Source organism: Streptomyces sp. Go-475 (genome assembly GCF_003330845.1).
GTDB lineage: Bacteria > Actinomycetota > Actinomycetes > Streptomycetales > Streptomycetaceae > Streptomyces.
On sequence record NZ_CP026121.1, the window covers coordinates 5,025,352 to 5,041,756 of the forward strand.

Sequence of the window (16,405 nt, forward strand, 5' to 3'; positions counted from 1 at the left end):
TCGGACGCTTCGGGTGTGAAGATCACCGCTCATCCGACTTCATGATCGATCGTCAGGTGGTGGAGATCACAAAGCTTGTGCAATACCCCGTGTCGCAGATCACAGAGCGTCGGGCATAAGATGCACGCGGTTGGGCTTGTGACCTGCTTCACATGTTCCCGATCTTCGCCGGGGCGGGCGGGGTTCGGGTGACGGGTGGGGCGGATGTGAGCCCGATGCAAACCGCCAGCAGTCAGTGCCGACTGAGAGGAGCGAGGAGCGGTGAACGCTTATGCGCCCATCCTCGTACTGGGAGCCCTCGGGGCAGGCTTTGCGATCTTCTCCGTGGTCATGGCCACGTTGATCGGGCCCAAGCGGTACAACCGGGCCAAGCTCGAGGCCTACGAGTGCGGTATCGAGCCGACCCCCACGCCGGCCGGCGGCGGGCGCTTCCCCATCAAGTACTACCTGACGGCGATGCTCTTCATCATCTTCGATATCGAGATCGTCTTCCTCTACCCCTGGGCCGTCACCTTCGACGCCCTGGGGATTTTCGGGCTCGTGGAGATGCTGCTCTTCGTGCTCACCGTCTTCGTCGCGTACGCGTACGTGTGGCGGCGCGGCGGCCTGGAATGGGACTGAGGGGCCACTAGTCATGGGACTCGAAGAAAAGCTGCCGAGCGGCTTCCTGCTGACCACCGTCGAGCAGGCCGCGGGCTGGGTGCGCAAGGCGTCGGTCTTCCCCGCCACGTTCGGCCTCGCCTGCTGCGCCATCGAGATGATGACCACCGGCGCCGGCCGCTACGACCTGGCGCGCTTCGGCATGGAGGTCTTCCGGGGCTCGCCGCGCCAGGCGGACCTGATGATCGTCGCCGGCCGGGTCAGCCAGAAGATGGCGCCGGTGCTGCGGCAGGTCTACGACCAGATGCCGAACCCCAAGTGGGTGATCTCCATGGGGGTCTGCGCCTCCTCCGGCGGCATGTTCAACAACTACGCCATCGTCCAGGGCGTCGACCACATCGTGCCGGTCGACATCTACCTCCCCGGCTGCCCGCCACGGCCGGAGATGCTGATGGACGCCATCCTCAAGCTCCACCAGAAGATCCAGTCCTCCAAGCTCGGCGTGAACGCCGAGGAGGCGGCCCGCGAGGCGGAGGAGGCGGCGCTCAAGGCCCTCCCCACGATCGAGATGAAGGGGCTGCTGCGGTGAGCGACGCGAACGGCAACGGGGTCAACCCCGAGAAGGACCTGTCGGCCTCCAACCTCCCCGGCCAGCGCGGCCAGGGCGGCGAGGAGATCCGCGTCCAGCGCGGCATGTTCGGCGCGAACAACGGCGGCGACACCTCCGGCTACGGCGGCCTGGTCCGCTCGGTCCGGCTCCCGGGACCGGCGAACCGCCCCTACGGCGGCTGGTTCGACGAGGTCGCCGACGAACTGGAGGGCGCCCTGGAGGAACAGGGACTGCTCCCCGAGAACGCCATCGAGAAGACGGTCGTCGACCGCGACGAGCTGACCTTCCACATCGAGCGCGAGCACCTGGTCCGCGTCGCCCGCACCCTGCGCGACGACCCGGCCCTGCGCTTCGAGCTGTGCACCGGCGTCAGCGGCGTCCACTACCCGAACGACAAGGGGCGCGAGCTGCACGCCGTCTACCACCTGCGCTCGATCACCCACAACCGGGTGATCCGCCTGGAGGTCAGCGCCCCCGACAGCGACCCGCACATCCCGTCGCTGTTCGAGGTCTATCCGACGAACGACTGGCACGAGCGCGAGACGTACGACTTCTTCGGCATCGTCTTCGACGGCCACCCCGCCCTGACGCGGATCATGATGCCGGACGACTGGCAGGGCTTTCCGCAGCGCAAGGACTACCCCCTCGGCGGCATCCCCGTCGAGTACAAGGGCGCCCAGATCCCGGCTCCGGACCAGCGGAGGTCGTACTCATGAGCACTTCCCACGCCTCCCCTCGGGAGACCACCGAGGGCACCGTGTACACGGTCACCGGCGGCGACTGGGACGAGGTCGTCCAGTCCGCGGCCCGGGCCGACGACGAGCGCATCGTCGTCAACATGGGCCCGCAGCACCCGTCCACGCACGGCGTGCTCCGCCTGATCCTGGAGATCGAGGGCGAGACCGTCACCGAGGCCCGCTGCGGCATCGGTTATCTGCACACCGGCATCGAGAAGAACCTCGAGTACCGGACGTGGACGCAGGGCACCACGTTCGTGACGCGCATGGACTACCTGACGCCGTTCTTCAACGAGACGGCGTACTGCCTCGGCGTCGAGAAGCTCCTCGGCATCGAGGACCAGATCCCGGACCGCGCCTCGATCATCCGCGTGCTCCTGATGGAGCTGAACCGCCTCTCCTCGCACCTGGTGTGCATCGCCACCGGCGGCATGGAGCTCGGCGCCACGACGATCATGATCTACGGATTCCGTGATCGTGAACTCATTCTCGACATCTACGAGCTGATCACCGGCCTGCGGATGAACCACGCGTACATCCGCCCCGGCGGCCTCGCCCAGGACCTGCCGCCCGGCGCCGTGGACCAGATCCGCGAGTTCGTGAAGAAGATGAAGAAGAACCTCCCGGAGTACGACAAGCTCGCCACCGGGAACCCCATCTTCAAGGCCCGCATGCAGGACATCGGCTACCTCGACCTGGCCGGCTGCATGGCCCTCGGCGCCACCGGCCCGATCCTGCGCTCCACCGGCCTGCCGCACGACCTGCGCAAGGCCCAGCCGTACTGCGGCTACGAGACGTACGACTTCGACGTCCCGACCGCCGACACCTGCGACGCCTACGGCCGCTTCCTGATCCGGCTGGAGGAGATGCGCCAGTCGCTCAGGATCATCGAGCAGTGCCTGGACCGGCTGCAGCCCGGCCCGGTCATGGTCGCCGACAAGAAGATCGCCTGGCCGGCCCAGCTCGCCCTGGGACCGGACGGGCTCGGCAACTCCCTCGACCACATCAAGAAGATCATGGGCACCTCCATGGAGGCCCTGATCCACCACTTCAAGCTGGTCACCGAGGGCTTCCGCGTCCCGCCGGGACAGGCGTACACGGCGGTCGAGTCGCCGAAGGGCGAGCTCGGGGTGCACGTCGTGTCCGACGGCGGCACCCGCCCCTACCGGGTCCACTTCCGCGACCCGTCCTTCACCAACCTGCAGGCCATGGCGGCGATGTGCGAAGGCGGCCAGGTCGCCGACGTCATCGTCGCCGTCGCGTCCATCGACCCCGTGATGGGAGGCGTCGACCGGTGACCACCTCTTCTTCCGAGCGGGGCGTCAGCCTGGGCATGCCCGAACTGCCCGCACCCGCCTACCCGGACGACGTCCGGGCCCGGCTGGAGTCGGACGCGCGCGAGGTCATCGCCCGCTACCCGGACTCCCGGTCCGCCCTCCTGCCCCTGCTGCACCTCGTGCAGTCCGAGGAAGGGCACGTGACCCGCACCGGCATGCGGTTCTGCGCGGACATGCTCGGCCTGACCACGGCCGAGGTCACCGCCGTCGCCACCTTCTACACCATGTACCGGCGCCGGCCGAGCGGTGACTACCAGGTCGGGGTGTGCACCAACACCCTGTGCGCCGTCATGGGCGGGGACGCGATCTTCGAGGAGCTCCAGGAGCACCTCGGCGTCGGCAACGGCGAGACCACCGACGACGGCAAGGTCACCCTGGAGCACATCGAGTGCAACGCGGCCTGCGACTTCGCGCCGGTCGTGATGGTCAACTGGGAGTTCTTCGACAACCAGACCCCCAGCAGCGCCAAGCGCCTCGTCGACGACCTGCGCGCGGGACGGCCGGTCGCGCCCACGCGCGGGGCGCCCCTGTGCACCTTCAAGGAGACCGCCCGGATCCTGGCCGGTTTCCCCGACGAGCGGGACGGGGCCGTCGAGTCCGGGGGGAGCGCGGGACCCGCCTCCCTGGTCGGCCTGAAGCTCGCCAAGGGGGAGGGCGCTCCCGCCCGGGTGGTGCACCCGCGCGGCGAGACGGCCCGGACCGATGCGCCGCACGACCCGTCACCGACGGAGCACTTGAGCTCGCACGACGCGCCGCAGGACACGTCGGCCTCCGACCCCGCCCACCCGGCCGGGCCTGTCGCCGAGGAGGGGGAGTGATGACCTTGGCACCCGAGCTGAAAGACATGAGCCCCGAGAAGCTGCTCGCACCGGTGCTCTCGGCCTTCTGGGACGAGGACAGGTCCTGGACGCTGGACGTGTACCGAAGGCACGACGGCTACGAGGGGCTTCGCAAGGCGCTCGCCATGTCGCCGGACGACGTGATCGCGTACGTCAAGGAGTCCGGTCTGCGCGGGCGCGGCGGCGCGGGATTCCCCACCGGGATGAAGTGGCAGTTCATCCCGCAGGGAGATGGAAAGCCGCACTATCTAGTTGTCAACGCCGACGAGTCGGAGCCGGGGACGTGCAAGGACATCCCGCTCCTCTTCGCGAACCCGCACAGCCTCATCGAGGGCATGATCATCGCGTGTTACGCCATCAGGTCTTCGCATGCCTTCATCTATCTGCGTGGTGAAGTCGTCCCAGTGCTGCGGCGGTTGCACTCTGCCGTGCGCGAGGCGTACGAGGCGGGCTTCCTCGGCGAGAACATCCTGGGCAGCGGACTCGACCTCGACATCACCGTGCACGCGGGCGCGGGCGCGTACATCTGCGGTGAGGAGACCGCACTGCTCGACTCGCTCGAAGGCCGCCGGGGTCAACCGCGGCTCCGTCCCCCCTTCCCTGCTGTCGCGGGCCTCTATGCCTGCCCGACTGTGGTGAACAACGTCGAGTCGATCGCTTCGGTTCCCGCGATCATGCATCGGGGCAAGGAATGGTTCCGGTCGATGGGGAGTGAGAAGTCGCCCGGCTTCACGCTCTACTCCCTCTCCGGCCATGTCGCCAATCCCGGTCAGTACGAGGCGCCGCTCGGGATCACGCTCCGCCAGCTGCTCGACATGAGCGGGGGCATGCGCCCCGGGCACCGCCTCAAGTTCTGGACGCCGGGCGGCTCCTCGACCCCGATGTTCACCGACGAGCACCTCGACGTCCCTCTTGATTACGAAGGAGTGGGCGCCGCGGGTTCCATGCTCGGCACAAAAGCCCTGCAGTGCTTCGACGAGACGACCTGCGTGGTCCGTGCCGTCACGCGCTGGACCGAGTTCTACGCCCACGAGTCCTGCGGCAAGTGCACGCCCTGCCGCGAAGGGACCTACTGGCTCGTGCAGCTGCTGCGCGACATCGAGGCCGGCAAGGGACAGCTGTCCGACCTCGACAAGCTGAACGACATCGCCGACAACATCAACGGCAAGTCCTTCTGCGCCCTCGGCGACGGCGCCGCCTCGCCGATCTTCTCCTCGCTCAAGTACTTCCGCGAGGAGTACGAGCAGCACATCACGGGCCGGGGCTGCCCCTTCGACCCGGCCAAGTCGACGGCCTGGGCCGACCGCACGGAGGTGAACGCATGACCGTGACCACCAACGCTCCCGCGGGTGGGGGAGAGGCGGCGGTCCCGCCGGAGGACCTCGTGACGCTGACGATCGACGGCATCGAGATCAGCGTGCCCAAGGGCACCCTGGTCATCCGGGCCGCCGAGCAGCTCGGCATCGAGATCCCCCGGTTCTGCGACCACCCCCTCCTGGACCCGGCCGGCGCCTGCCGCCAGTGCATCGTCGAGGTCGAGGGCCAGCGCAAGCCCATGGCGTCCTGCACCATCACCTGCACCGACGGCATGGTGGTGAAGACCCACCTGACCTCCCCGGTCGCGGAGAAGGCCCAGAAGGGTGTGATGGAGCTCCTGCTCATCAACCACCCGCTGGACTGCCCGGTCTGCGACAAGGGCGGCGAGTGCCCGCTGCAGAACCAGGCCATGTCGCACGGCGACGCCGAGTCCCGCTTCGACGGCCGCAAGCGGACGTACGAGAAGCCCGTCCCGATCTCCACGCAGGTGCTGCTCGACCGTGAGCGGTGCGTGCTGTGCGCCCGCTGCACCCGGTTCTCCAACCAGGTCGCGGGCGACCCGATGATCGAGCTGATCGAGCGGGGCGCGCTCCAGCAGGTCGGCACCGGCGAGGGCGACCCGTTCGAGTCGTACTTCTCCGGCAACACCATCCAGATCTGCCCCGTGGGAGCGCTGACCTCGGCGGCGTACCGATTCCGCTCCCGCCCCTTCGACCTGGTCTCCTCCCCGTCGGTGTGCGAACACTGCTCCGGCGGCTGCGCCACCCGCACCGACCACCGGCGCGGCAAGGTGATGCGGCGGCTCGCGGCCCTCGACCCCGAGGTCAACGAGGAGTGGATCTGCGACAAGGGGCGGTTCGCCTTCCGGTACGCCCAGCAGCGCGACCGGTTGGAGACGCCGCTGGTGCGCAACGCCGAGGGCGAGCTGGAACCGGCCTCCTGGCCCGAGGCGCTGCAGATCGCGGCCCAGGGGCTGCTGGCCTCCCGGGGCCGCACCGGCGTGCTGACCGGCGGCCGCCTCACCGTCGAGGACGCCTACGCGTACAGCAAGTTCGCGCGCGTGGCGCTCGACACCAACGACATCGACTTCCGCGCGCGCGTGCACAGCGGCGAGGAGGCCGACTTCCTCGCCGCCCAGGTCGCCGGACGCGGCCGGGACCTCGACGGCACGGGCGTCACGTACACCGCGCTGGAGAAGGCACCGGCCGTCCTGCTGGTCGGGTTCGAGGCGGAGGAGGAGGCGCCCGGCGTCTTCCTGCGGCTGCGCAAGGCCTGGCGCAAGCACGGGCAGCGGACCTTCTCGCTCGCCACGCACGCCACCCGGGGTCTGGAGAAGGCCGGCGGCACGCTGCTGCCGGCGGCTCCCGGCACCGAGACCGAGTGGCTGGACGCGCTCGCGAGCAACGTCGGTCTGGAGGGTGACGGCGCTGCCGCCGCCGAGGCGCTGCGCGCCGAGGGCGCGGTGATCGTCGTCGGCGAGCGGCTGGCCGCGGTGGCCGGTGGCCTGACGGCCGCCGTCCGCACGGCCGCCGCGACCGGCGCCCGGCTGGTGTGGATCCCGCGCCGGGCCGGGGAGCGCGGTGCCGTCGAGGCGGGTGCGCTGCCGTCGCTGCTGCCGGGCGGGCGTCCGGCCACCGACCCGCGCGCGCGGGACGAGGTCGCCGCCGTCTGGGGCGTCGCCGGCCTGCCGCACCGCTACGGCCGCGACACCGGCCAGATCGTGGAGGCCGCCGCGACCGGTGAACTCCAGGCCCTGCTGGTGGCGGGCGTGGAGATCGCCGACCTGCCCGACCCGGCACGCGCGCGTGCCGCGCTCGACGAGGTCGGCTTCCTGGTCTCGCTCGAACTGCGGCCCAGTGAGATCTCCCGCAAGGCCGACGTGGTCCTGCCCGTCGCCGCGGTCGCCGAGAAGGCCGGCACCTTCCTCAACTGGGAAGGCCGGGTCCGCTTCTTCGAGGCGGCGCTCAAGCCCGACCAGATGACCCGCCGTCTCGCGCCCAGCGACGCGCGCGTGCTGCAGATGCTCGCGGACGCCATGGACGTCCACCTGGGGCTGCCGGACCTGCGCACCGTGCGGGCCGAGATCGACCGGCTCGGCGCCTGGGACGGCCCGCGAGCCGGTGAACCCCTGGAGACCGCGGGCCCGCTGCCCCGGCCGGCCGCGGGGGAGGCCGTGCTCGCCGGACACCGGCTGCTGCTCGACCAGGGCGTCCTCCAGCAGGGCGACGAGGCACTCGCCGGAACCCGGCACGCCGCACGCGCGCGTGTGTCGGCCGCCACGGCGGCCGAGGCGGGCGTCAAGGACGGCGACCTCCTGGCGGTGACGGGCCCCCAGGGCGTCGCCGAACTGCCGCTGCAGATCAGTGACATGCCCGACCGGGTGGTGTGGCTCCCGCTCAACTCCACCGGCGGCGGCGTCGCCTCCGACACCGGGGCGCGGCCCGGCTCCCTCGTCCGCATCGGCCCGGCGACGCTCGCCGGCGAGGCCCCCAAGGAGGTGGAGGCATGAGCGCCCAAGGAGGTGGAGGCATGAGTCCGTACCTCGCCGCTGAAGACCTCTCGATGTTCGGCACCGACCCCTGGTGGCTGGTCGTCATCAAGGCGGTGTTCTGCTTCGCCTTCCTGATGGTGACCGTGCTCGTCTCCATCGTCATGGAGCGCAAGGTCGTCGCCTGGATGCAGCTGCGCATCGGACCCAACCGGCACGGCCCCTGGGGCATGCTCCAGTCGCTCGCCGACGGCATCAAGCTGATGCTGAAGGAGGACGTCGTCGTCAAGCGCGCGGACAAGGCGGTGTACGTCCTCGCGCCGATCGTCGCGGCCATCCCGGCCTTCATGGCGATCGCGGTGATCCCCTTCGGTCCGGCCGGCAACGAGATCTCGATCTTCGGCCACCGCACCACGATGCAGCTCACCGACCTGCCGATCGCGATGCTCTACATCCTCGCGGTCGCCTCGGTCGGCATCTACGGCATCGTGCTGGCGGGCTGGAGTTCCGGCTCGACCTACCCGCTGCTGGGCGGCCTGCGCTCCTGCGCGCAGATGATCTCCTACGAGATCGCGATGGGCGCCGCCTTCGCCTCCGTGTTCCTCTACTCGGGGTCGATGTCGACATCCACGATCGTCGAGGGGCAGACCGACCGCTGGTACATCCTGCTGCTGCCGGTCTCCTTCATCATCTACATCGTCACGATGGTCGGCGAGACCAACCGCGCACCCTTCGACATGCCGGAGTCCGAGGGCGACCTGGTGGGCGGCTTCAACACCGAGTACTCGTCGATCAAGTTCGCGATGTTCATGCTCGCCGAGTACGTCAACATGGTGACCGTCTCGGCCGTCGCCACCACGCTCTTCCTCGGCGGCTGGCGGGCCCCCTGGCCCGTCAGCACCTTCTGGGAAGGCGCCAACCACGGCTGGTGGCCGCTGCTGTGGTTCACCGTCAAGGTGCAGCTGCTGCTGTTCATGTTCATCTGGATCCGCGGCACCCTCCCGCGCGTCCGCTACGACCAGCTGATGAAGCTCGGCTGGAAGGTCCTCATCCCGGTCTCGCTGGTGTGGCTGATGCTCGTCGCGAGCGTCCGGGCCTTCCGGAACGAGGGCTACGACTTCGCCGACATCGCCCTCTACGTCGGCGGCGGCGTCCTCGCCGTGCTGCTGCTCTCCTTCGTCGCCGACATGTTCCGCGAGAAGGCGAAGCAGGCCGAACCGCCGGCCGAGCCCCCGGCCGCCTTCGACCCGATGGCGGGCGGATTCCCCGTACCGCCCCTGCCGGGACAGGAACTTCCGCCCGTCCCGCGACGCCGCTCGCGCCGTGAGCGGGAGCTGATTGTCAGTGGTGCCCCCGATACTCAGAGTGACGGACCTCTGGGCGGATCTACGGATGGAAAGGAGGCGTCCGATGGCTGAGGAACTCGAGCGTTCGCAGGCCGAGGAACCGAAGGACACCAAGCCCGGTTTCATGAACCCGGTGGCCGGCTTCGGCGTGACCTTCAAGGCCATGTTCAAGAAGCGGCTGACCGAGCAGTACCCGGAGCAGCAGAAGACCACGGCTCCCCGCTTCCACGGACGGCACCAGCTCAACCGCCATCCGGACGGCCTGGAGAAGTGCGTCGGCTGCGAACTGTGCGCGTGGGCCTGCCCCGCCGACGCCATCTACGTCGAGGGCGCGGACAACACCGACGAGGAGCGCTACTCGCCGGGCGAGCGGTACGGCCGCGTCTACCAGATCAACTACGCCCGCTGCATCCTGTGCGGCCTGTGCATCGAGGCGTGCCCCACGCGCGCGCTGACGATGACGAACGAGTTCGAGCTGGCCGACTCCAGCCGCGCCAACCTCATCTACACCAAGGAGCAGCTGCTCGCCGGTCTTGAGGAGGGCATGGTCGACACGCCCCACGCCATCTACCCGGGCACGGACGAACAGGACTACTACCGGGGCCTGGTGACCGAAGCCGCCCCGGGTACGGAGCGCCAGGTCGCGCACTCCAAGGGCGAGGTGGTGCAGGAGGCCGACTCGACCTTCGGCGGGACGGAACCGGCGTCGGAGAAGGTGATCGGCCGATGACCGCCCAGCTCGCCGCCTACTCCACTTCCACCGGAGAGGCCGTCCAGTTCTGGATCCTCGGCACGGTCGCGGTGATCGGCGCCCTGTGCACCGTCTTCATGAAGAGGGCCGTGCACAGCGCCCTCTGCCTCGCCGGGACCATGATCATCCTGGCGGTGTTCTACCTCGCCAACGGCGCCTACTTCCTGGGCGTCGTCCAGATCGTCGTCTACACCGGCGCGATCATGATGCTGTTCCTGTTCGTGGTGATGCTCGTCGGCGTCACCGCGGCGGACTCCCTGAAGGAGACCATCAAGGGCCAGCGCTGGCTCGCCCTGCTGTGCGGACTCGGCTTCGGCGTCCTGCTGATCGCCGGGATCGGCAACGCCTCCCTGAAGGAGTTCAACGGCATCGGCCAGGCGAACGCCGGCGGGAACGTGGAGGGCATCGCCGCCCTCCTCTTCACCCGGTACGTCTTCGCGTTCGAGATCACCGGCGCCCTGCTCATCACGGCCGCCGTCGGCGCCATGGTGCTCACCCACCGCGAGCGCACCGAGCGCGCCAAGACGCAGCGCGAACTCTCCGAGGAGCGGGTCCGCGCGGGCAAGCAACTGCCGCCCCTGCCGGCCCCTGGTGTCTACGCCCGGCACAACGCGGTCGACATCGCGGGCCTGCTGCCCGACGGCACCCCCTCCGACCTCACGGTCAGCAAGACCCTGCGCGAGCGGGGCCAGATCCGGGACGTGTCGCAGGAGGCGCTCAACGACCTGAAGGCCCTGGAGCAGCGTGCCGAGGAGCGCCTGGAGCGGAAGGCCATCGAGCCGGCCACGTTCAAGCGGCCCGAGGAGGCGTCGAAGTGAACCCCGTCAACTACCTCTATCTCGCGGCCCTGCTGTTCACGATCGGCGCCACCGGCGTGCTGATCAGGCGCAACGCGATCGTCGTGTTCATGTGCATCGAGCTCATGCTCAACGCCTGCAACCTCGCGTTCGTCGCCTTCTCCCGGATGCACGGCAACCTCGACGGCCAGATCATCGCCTTCTTCACGATGGTCGTCGCCGCCGCGGAGGTCGTGGTCGGGCTCGCGATCATCGTGTCCCTGTTCCGCGCCCGCCACTCGGCCTCGGTCGACGACGCCAGCCTGATGAAGCTGTAAGGGGTCGGAAGAATCGTGGAGAACCTCATTGCGCTGCTGGTGGCGGCGCCCCTGCTCGGAGCGGCGGTCCTGCTGTGCGGTGGACGCCGGCTGGACGCCGTCGGCCACTGGATCGGCACGCTGCTCGCGGCCGTCTCCTTCGTGCTCGGTCTCGTCCTGTTCACCGACATGCTGGGCCAGGACGCCGAACACCGCGTCATGGGCCAGCACCTGTTCAGCTGGATCCCGGTCGAGGGCTTCCAGGCGGACGTCGCCTTCCGCCTCGACCAGCTGTCCATGACGTTCGTGCTGCTGATCACGGGCGTCGGATCGCTGATCCACCTGTACTCCGTCGGCTACATGGAGCACGACGAGCGGCGCCGCCGCTTCTTCGGCTATCTGAACCTGTTCCTCGCGGCGATGCTGATCCTCGTCCTCGCCGACAACTACCTGCTGCTGTACGTCGGCTGGGAGGGCGTCGGTCTCGCCTCCTACCTGCTGATCGGCTTCTGGCAGCACAAGCCCAGCGCCGCCACGGCCGCGAAGAAGGCCTTCCTGGTCAACCGCGTCGGCGACATGGGCCTGTCCATCGCGATCATGCTGATGTTCCTGTGGTTCGGCACGTTCGCCTTCGGGCCGGTGCTCGGCAGCCACGAGGAGGCAGGACTCGCCGGTGCCGCCGGTGAGGACAAGCTGACCGCGATCGCCCTGATGCTGCTGCTCGCCGCCTGCGGCAAGTCCGCCCAGGTGCCGCTGCAGTCCTGGCTAGGGGACGCGATGGAGGGCCCGACCCCGGTCTCGGCCCTCATCCACGCCGCGACGATGGTGACCGCGGGCGTCTACCTGATCGTCCGCTCCGGAGCCATCTTCAACGGCGCTCCGGACGCGCAGTTGGTCGTCACGATCGTCGGCGCGGTCACGCTCCTGTTCGGTGCGATCGTCGGTTGCGCGAAGGACGACATCAAGAAGGCCCTGGCCGGCTCGACCATGTCGCAGATCGGCTACATGATCCTCGCCGCGGGCCTCGGCCCCATCGGCTACGTCTTCGCGATCATGCATCTGGTGACGCACGGCTTCTTCAAGGCCGGGCTCTTCCTCGGCGCCGGCTCGGTCATGCACGGGATGAACGACGAGGTCGACATGCGGAGGTACGGCGGCCTCAGGAAGTACATGCCGGTCACCTTCGTCACCTTCGGCCTCGGCTACCTGGCCATCATCGGCTTCCCGGGCCTGTCCGGCTTCTTCTCCAAGGACAAGATCATCGAGGCGGCGTTCGCCAAGGGCGGCACCGAGGGCTGGATCCTCGGCGCCTGCGCCCTGCTCGGCGCGGCCATCACGGCGTACTACATGACGCGCGTGATGCTGATGACCTTCTTCGGCGAGGAGCGCTGGCGCCACGCCCCGACTCCGTCCCCGGCCGAGCCGGACGTGGAGCCCGCCGCCGAGACGCGCGGCGAGTACACCCCGCCGCACCCGCACGAGTCGCCCAAGGTCATGACGATCCCCATGATCGTGCTGGCCGTCGGGTCGGTGGCCGGCGGCGCGTTCTTCAGCATCGGCGACCGCTTCCTGCACTGGCTGGAGCCGATCACCGGCCACGACCACGGCCACCCGCCGATCAGCGCCCTCACGGTCACGCTGTCCACGGTCGCCGTCATGGTCCTCGGCGTCGCCCTCGCCTGGTCGCAGTACGGCCGCCGCCCGGTCCCGGCCGTCGCCCCGCGCGGCTCGCTGCTCACCCGGGCCGCCCGGCGCGACCTGCTCCAGGACGACTTCAACCACGTCGTCCTGGTCCGCGGCGGCGAGCACCTCACGCGGTCCCTGGTCTACGTCGACCACACCCTGGTCGACGGCGTCGTCAACGGCACGGCGGCCTCGGTCGGCGGCCTCTCCGGGCGGATGCGCAGGCTGCAGAACGGCTTCGCCCGCTCCTACGCGGTCTCGATGTTCGGCGGCGCGGCGGTCATCGTCGCCGCGACCCTGCTGATGAGGGCGGTCTGATACCGATGTCCTTTCCTCTGCTGACAGCGACAGCGGCGCTCCCGGCCGTCGGGGCGATCGCCACGGCCGCCGTACCGGCCGCGAAGCGCACCGCCGCCAAGTGGCTGGCGCTGCTCTTCTCGCTCGCCACGCTCGTCCTGGCGATCGTCGTCCTGGTCCGCTTCGACCCGGACGGCGACCGCTACCAGCTCACCGAGTCCCACGCCTGGATCGCCGACTTCGGCGTCCGCTACGAACTGGGCGTGGACGGCATCGGCGTGGCGCTCATCGGGCTCACGGCGCTGCTGATCCCGTTCATCATCCTCGCGGGCTGGCACGACGCCGACCCGCTGGAGACCGGCAGCAGCCGGTGGCGGCCCACGCAGGGCTTCTTCGCCCTGATCCTCGCCGTCGAGGCGATGGTGATCCTCTCCTTCGAGGCCACCGACGTCTTCCTCTTCTACATCTTCTTCGAAGCCATGCTCATCCCGATGTACTTCCTCATCGGCGGCTTCGGCGACCGTGCCCACGAGCACGGCGAGAAGGCGGCGGCGACGCAACGCTCCTACGCCGCGGTGAAGTTCCTCCTCTACAACCTGGTCGGCGGCCTGATCATGCTGGCCGCGGTGATCGGCCTGTACGTGGTCGCCGGGAACTTCTCGCTCCAGGAGATCGCCGAGGCCCGGGCCAACGGCTCGCTGGACATGGCGACCAGCACCGAGCGGTGGCTGTTCCTCGGCTTCTTCTTCGCCTTCGCGGTGAAGGCGCCGCTGTGGCCGCTGCACACCTGGCTGCCCAACGCGATGCAGGAGTCGACGGCTCCCGTCGCGGTCCTCATCACGGCGGTCGTCGACAAGGTCGGCACCTTCGCGATGCTCCGCTTCTGCCTCCAGCTCTTCCCGGAGGCCAGCAAGTGGGCGACGCCCGCGATCCTCGTCCTCGCCCTGATCAGCATCATCTACGGGGCGCTGCTCGCGGTCGGCCAGCGCGACATCAAGCGGCTGATCGCCTACGCGTCGATCTCCCACTTCGGCTTCATCATCATGGGCATCTTCGCGATGACCAGCCAGGGCCAGTCCGGGGCGACGCTCTACATGATCAACCACGGCATCTCGACGGCCGCGCTGATGCTGGTCGCGGGCTTCCTGATCTCCCGGCGCGGCTCGCGGCTCATCGCCGACTACGGCGGAGTGCAGAAGGTCGCCCCGGTGCTCGCCGGCACGTTCCTGATCGGCAGCCTCGCGACGCTCTCCCTGCCGGGCCTGGCGCCGTTCGTGAGTGAGTTCCTGGTCCTGGTCGGCACGTTCACGCGCTACCCGGTGATCGGCATCATCGCCACCTTCGGCATCGTCCTCGCCGCGCTCTACACCCTCGTCCTCTACCAGCGGACGATGACGGGCCCGGTGAAGCCTGAGGTGAGCGCGATGCCGGACCTCAGGGTGCGGGAACTCGTGGTGGTCGCCCCGCTGGTCGTCCTGCTGATCTTCCTGGGCGTCTACCCGAAGCCCGTCACACAGATCATCGACCCGGCGGTCAAGCAGACCATGTCCGACGTACAGAAGAAGGACCCCCAGCCCGAGGTGGAGGCGGCCAAGTGAGCGCATCAGCCGTCCACATCCTGTGGACAACCGCGGCCGAACCGATCACCAAGATCGACGCGCCGAAGTTCGAGTACGGACAGCTGGCGCCCACCCTGATCGTCGTCGGTGCGGCGATCATCGGGATCCTCATCGAGGCGTTCGTACCGCGCACATCCCGTTACTACGTCCAGATGTTCGTGTCCGTCGTCGCGCTCGCGGCCGCCTTCGCCGCGGTCGTCGCGCTCGCGGCCGACGGGTACGGCACGACCAAGGCACGCATCGCGGCGATGGGCGCGATCGCGGTCGACGGACCGGCCCTCTTCCTCCAGGGCACGATCCTGCTGGCGGCCCTGGTCGGCCTGTTCACCTTCGCCGAGCGGCGCCTCGACCCGGTGGTGCACGGCAACCGGGTCGACTCCTTCGCCGCGCAGGCCGCGTCCGTGCCGGGCAGCGAGAGCGAGAAGGCGGCGGTCAAGGCCGGATTCACCACCACCGAGGTGTTCCCGCTGCTGCTGTTCGCCGTCGCCGGCATGCTGATCTTCCCGGCGGCCAACGACCTGCTGACGCTGTTCGTGGCCCTGGAGGTCTTCTCCCTGCCGCTGTACCTGCTGTGCGCCTTGGCCCGCCGCAAGCGGCTCATGTCGCAGGAGGCGGCGGTCAAGTACTTCCTGCTGGGTGCCTTCGCCTCCGCGTTCACGCTGTTCGGCATCGCGCTGCTGTACGGCTACGCGGGCTCGATGTCGTACGCGACGATCGCGCAGGTCGTCGACGGCACCGTCCAGGACGTGAACCCGGCGCTCGCCGACACCATGGGCAACGACGCGCTGCTGCTGGTCGGCGCCGCCCTGCTGGTGATGGGCCTGCTGTTCAAGGTGGGCGCGGTGCCCTTCCACATGTGGACACCGGACGTGTACCAGGGCGCGCCGACCCCGGTGACCGGCTTCATGGCGGCGGCGACCAAGGTGGCGGCCTTCGGCGCGCTGCTGCGGGTGCTGTACGTCGTCCTGCCCGGCCTGCGCTGGGACTGGCGGCCGGTGATGTGGGCCGTGGCGATCGTCACCATGCTGGGCGGTGCGATCGTCGCGATCACGCAGACCGACATCAAGCGGCTGCTGGCGTACTCGTCGATCGCGCACGCCGGGTTCATCCTCGCGGGTGTCATCGCGACCACGCCCGACGGCGTCTCGTCGGTGCTGTTCTACCTGGCGGCCTACTCGTTCGTGACGATCGGCGCCTTCGCGGTCGTCACGCTCGTGCGTGACGCGGGCGGTGAGGCGACGCACCTGTCCAAGTGGGCCGGGCTCGGGCGCAGGTCCCCGCTGGTGGCGGCCGTGTTCGCGGTGTTCCTGCTGGCCTTCGCGGGCATTCCGCTGACGTCCGGGTTCGCCGGGAAGTTCGCCGTGTTCAAGGCGGCGGCGGAGGGCGGGGCGGCCCCGCTGGTCGTCATCGGCGTCATCTCGTCGGCGATCGCGGCGTTCTTCTACATCCGCGTCATCGTGCTGATGTTCTTCAGCGAGCCGCGGCCCGAGGGCCCGACGGTGGCCGTGCCGTCGCCGCTGACGATGACGGCGATCGGGGTGGGGGTGGCGGTCACGCTGGTGCTCGGTGTGGCGCCGCAGTACTTCCTGGACCTGGCGGGGCAGGCGGGCGTGTTCGTCCGCTGACGCCCCGCGTGCGCGTGCGGGACCCGGTCTCTCCTCGGAGGGCCGGGTCCCTTCGCGTGTACG

Annotated in this window: 14 protein-coding genes; all 14 read left to right on the forward strand. The window is 69.3% G+C overall.

All coding sequences use genetic code 11. From position 1 onward, the window contains the following. Positions 1-261: 261 nt before the first annotated feature. The 14 genes from C1703_RS23230 to nuoN are packed head-to-tail and all read left to right on the forward strand — an operon-like array spanning position 262 to position 16,342. A complete protein-coding gene (locus C1703_RS23230; protein WP_003974383.1) occupies positions 262-621 on the forward strand; it encodes an NADH-quinone oxidoreductase subunit A in 360 nt (119 codons plus the stop codon). A gap of 13 nt (positions 622-634) precedes the next feature. Further along, a complete protein-coding gene (locus C1703_RS23235) occupies positions 635-1,189 on the forward strand; it encodes an NADH-quinone oxidoreductase subunit B (RefSeq protein ID WP_007383964.1) in 555 nt (184 codons plus the stop codon). After that, positions 1,186-1,926, forward strand: coding sequence for an NADH-quinone oxidoreductase subunit C (locus C1703_RS23240; protein ID WP_114254698.1), 741 nt, complete (start codon positions 1,186-1,188; stop codon positions 1,924-1,926). The genes C1703_RS23235 and C1703_RS23240 overlap by 4 nt, the downstream gene beginning before the upstream one ends. Further along, complete coding sequence (locus C1703_RS23245; protein WP_114254699.1) at positions 1,923-3,245, forward strand: NADH-quinone oxidoreductase subunit D; 1,323 nt, start codon at positions 1,923-1,925, stop codon at positions 3,243-3,245. The genes C1703_RS23240 and C1703_RS23245 overlap by 4 nt, the downstream gene beginning before the upstream one ends. Beyond that, positions 3,242-4,102, forward strand: a complete 861-nt coding sequence (gene nuoE, locus C1703_RS23250; protein WP_114254700.1) for an NADH-quinone oxidoreductase subunit NuoE — start codon at positions 3,242-3,244, stop codon at positions 4,100-4,102. The genes C1703_RS23245 and nuoE overlap by 4 nt, the downstream gene beginning before the upstream one ends. Further along, on the forward strand, positions 4,099-5,448 hold the full coding sequence (nuoF, locus tag C1703_RS23255; RefSeq protein ID WP_198678251.1) for an NADH-quinone oxidoreductase subunit NuoF: 1,350 nt from the start codon (positions 4,099-4,101) through the stop codon (positions 5,446-5,448). The genes nuoE and nuoF overlap by 4 nt, the downstream gene beginning before the upstream one ends. Next, a complete protein-coding gene (locus C1703_RS23260) occupies positions 5,445-7,949 on the forward strand; it encodes an NADH-quinone oxidoreductase subunit G (protein ID WP_114254702.1) in 2,505 nt (834 codons plus the stop codon). The genes nuoF and C1703_RS23260 overlap by 4 nt, the downstream gene beginning before the upstream one ends. 20 nt (positions 7,950-7,969) lie before the next feature. Next, complete coding sequence (gene nuoH, locus C1703_RS23265) at positions 7,970-9,346, forward strand: NADH-quinone oxidoreductase subunit NuoH (protein WP_114254703.1); 1,377 nt, start codon at positions 7,970-7,972, stop codon at positions 9,344-9,346. Then, the gene (gene nuoI, locus C1703_RS23270) at positions 9,339-10,004 is read left to right on the forward strand and encodes an NADH-quinone oxidoreductase subunit NuoI (protein ID WP_114254704.1); all 666 of its coding nucleotides are present in this window, start codon (positions 9,339-9,341) and stop codon (positions 10,002-10,004) included. Before nuoH ends, nuoI begins: the two co-directional genes overlap by 8 nt. After that, positions 10,001-10,843 carry an NADH-quinone oxidoreductase subunit J gene (locus C1703_RS23275; RefSeq protein ID WP_114254705.1) on the forward strand — a complete coding sequence of 281 codons (843 nt, stop codon included), beginning with the start codon at positions 10,001-10,003 and terminating at the stop codon, positions 10,841-10,843. The genes nuoI and C1703_RS23275 overlap by 4 nt, the downstream gene beginning before the upstream one ends. Next, the gene (nuoK, locus tag C1703_RS23280; RefSeq protein ID WP_003992252.1) at positions 10,840-11,139 is read left to right on the forward strand and encodes an NADH-quinone oxidoreductase subunit NuoK; all 300 of its coding nucleotides are present in this window, start codon (positions 10,840-10,842) and stop codon (positions 11,137-11,139) included. Before C1703_RS23275 ends, nuoK begins: the two co-directional genes overlap by 4 nt. 15 nt (positions 11,140-11,154) lie before the next feature. Next, positions 11,155-13,119 (forward strand): NADH-quinone oxidoreductase subunit L, encoded by a 1,965-nt coding sequence (gene nuoL, locus C1703_RS23285; RefSeq protein ID WP_114254706.1) that lies wholly within the window; start codon positions 11,155-11,157, stop codon positions 13,117-13,119. Between the two features lie 5 nt (positions 13,120-13,124). Beyond that, a complete protein-coding gene (locus tag C1703_RS23290) occupies positions 13,125-14,696 on the forward strand; it encodes an NADH-quinone oxidoreductase subunit M (protein WP_114254707.1) in 1,572 nt (523 codons plus the stop codon). Beyond that, positions 14,693-16,342, forward strand: a complete 1,650-nt coding sequence (gene nuoN / locus C1703_RS23295) for an NADH-quinone oxidoreductase subunit NuoN (RefSeq protein WP_114254708.1) — start codon at positions 14,693-14,695, stop codon at positions 16,340-16,342. The genes C1703_RS23290 and nuoN overlap by 4 nt, the downstream gene beginning before the upstream one ends. Positions 16,343-16,405 lie beyond the last annotated feature (63 nt).